The 2,445-nt window shown below is 43.2% G+C and carries 3 protein-coding genes; all 3 read right to left on the bottom strand.

The genetic code is table 11. From position 1 onward, the window contains the following. The coding region (locus tag AB7U21_RS03620; RefSeq protein WP_428387068.1) for a glycosyltransferase at positions 1-666 on the bottom strand (666 nt) is incomplete at its 3' end. After that, complete coding sequence (locus AB7U21_RS03625; RefSeq protein WP_428387070.1) at positions 644-1,045, bottom strand: glycosyltransferase family protein; 402 nt, start codon at positions 1,043-1,045, stop codon at positions 644-646. The genes AB7U21_RS03620 and AB7U21_RS03625, both read right to left, overlap by 23 nt. 262 nt (positions 1,046-1,307) lie before the next feature. Beyond that, the coding region (locus AB7U21_RS03630; RefSeq protein ID WP_428387072.1) for a diaminopimelate decarboxylase at positions 1,308-2,445 on the bottom strand (1,138 nt) is incomplete at its 5' end.

Here is a 2,445-nt window from a genome sequence, read left to right on the forward strand (position 1 = left end):
ATTCCCTACAAATTTCCCATTGTACACTATATCATTGACATACATGAGCATTTCATCAGGAGAAACAGAATAATCAGGACAGTACCCCAGTTCGTTTTCCGCTATTACTGAGGCATTGTTCTGCTGTTCGGTATGGCCGCTGTCAGGAAAAGAAAGTACAGGAATGCCAAAGCTAGGGGTTTCCATCAAAGTACTGTGACCTCCCGGAGCAATAATTACCTGAGAACTTTTAATATATGGGAACTGGTCACTGATGAATTGCAGAGTACGAACATTAGGAGGTAATTGCGTAAATTTAGCCGGATCCACGCTCGGACCTGCAAGCAAAGTATAGTGTATCCTAGGATCCATCTCAGCTGCATTGATCATTTTTTTAAAAAGGGGTTCCCTGTAACCAAAACCACCTATTGTTGAAAGCACATGTGGATGTTGCGCCTGTGCAGGCTCAACATCCTCAGAGAACTTGCCCACGGCAGGACCGCTATAAAAAACTTTTTTTATCAACTTATTATCGAAACTTATATTTTTTCTGCATATAGTATAGGACATGGGATAATCAGGAATGATTATACCATCAACGATCCTGAAAACCCCCTGATAGAATTGCTTTACCAGTTCGCCAAGAAGTCTGCCGGAAACACCTTTAGTTATAAAGAATTCTTCCATGTTGGACTGGTTCAGCAGGATATAAGATGATACATGCATAGATTTTGAAGCCAAGATCCCGGTAAAATAAATCAGAGATCACAACATCAGGCTTGAAGCTTCTGATGAGATCTTTAAGGAGCAGAATACCCCTAAATCTGCCTTTTTTCACTGTTTCAAAGATAGAAACTTTAAGATCAAGTTTCCCAGCCTCACCCACCAGAGTGATCTCTGAAGGAATGGTACTGACCATATATCCTTTTCTTTCGATCAGCTTCTGTGAATATCCATACGCACCAAAATGAACTTTATGCCCTGCAGATACAAGCTCTCTGGCAATGGCAATGCAACGACTTGTATGTCCAAGTCCTTCACCACAGACAAGTATCAATATTCTCATACAAAGAACCCTTTGAAATATACTTATGTAAATGAGTAGTTTCAGGATCTTTTTTAGTGGCCGTGTATATAAGGCTCACCTCAGTGAAAGGAAAATAAGATATTTATTGATTCTGGCATATGCCACTGATCAAAAGTATTAGTCATGCTGCATGAGGGCTAATAAAGATACTCATCAACCTCAGAGATGTGTGATCTTTGGCAGAAGATACAGAATGCAAGATATAAAATGCTGGAAATTGAGGTCCAGCATAAACTACAGTTTAACTGAAACTGTTAAGACCATCCATATCCAGTGTTGCAAAATAGTCATCCACAGTCTCAGCCCTGCGGATCTGTACAAAGCTACTATCTGGTCTTAGCAGGATCTCTGCGGACCGTAGTTTACCATTGTAGTTGAAACCCATAGCATAACCATGAGCTCCGGTGTCATGGATGACCAGGACATCACCGCGCTTCACTTCAGGAAGCATCCTGTCGATGGCAAACTTGTCATTGTTCTCACACAGAGAACCCGTGACATCGTACTTGAACCGTGGCTGCTCGTTCTCCTTACCAAGAATGGTGATATGATGATATGCACCATATATCCCGGGCCTCATAAGATTTGCCATGGAAGCATCAGTACCTACATAGTCTTTATAGATGTGCTTCAGATGCCTGACTGTTGTGATAAGGTAGCCATAAGGTCCGGTAATGACACGCCCGCATTCCAGATAGATCCGAAGAGGAGCCAAACCGTTCGCCTCAATTATCTTTGCATACTCCTCCCTGACACCTCTTGCAATGACATCATAAGGCACAGGCTCCTGCTCGGGACGGTATGGTATGCCAATACCTCCTCCCAGGTTCACGAACTCGAACCTTATGCCAAGTTCCCTGGAAATATCAGCTATTAGCTCGAAAAGGAGCTTTGCCGTTTCTATAAAATACTGTGGGTCTAACTCATTGGATGCCACCATGGTGTGCAGGCCAAATCGCTTCACACCTTTATCCCTCATGTACCTGTATCCCTCAAAGAGCTGCTCACGGGTAAAGCCATACTTGGCTTCCTCCGGTGTGCCGATTATTGCATTGCCTTCCTTAAGAGGGCCCGGATTATACCTGCAGCATACAAGTTCCGGCAAACCTGCCTCATCTTCCAGGAATTTTATATGGCTGATATCATCGAGATTTATTATGGCACCCAGTTTCTTTGCCTTCCTGAACTCTTCTGCCGGTGTATCGTTGGAACTGAACATGATAGATTCACCCACGATCCCGGTCTTCTCTGCAAGTAATAACTCAGGAAGAGAACTACAATCTGCTCCAAAACCCTCTTCTTTAAGGACCTTCATGATATATGGGTTTGGAAGAGCTTTCACAGCAAAGAACTCCTGGAATCCCTCCAGTATGCCGAAG

The sequence above is a fragment of the Methanomethylovorans sp. genome, assembly GCF_050177135.1.
Taxonomy (GTDB): Archaea; Halobacteriota; Methanosarcinia; order Methanosarcinales; family Methanosarcinaceae; genus Methanomethylovorans.

Bases quoted from the DNA above. Each gene is read 5' to 3' on its own strand.
- AB7U21_RS03625 (WP_428387070.1), bottom strand. From the start codon at position 1,045: ATGAGAATATTGATACTTGTCTGTGGTGAAGGACTTGGACATACAAGT.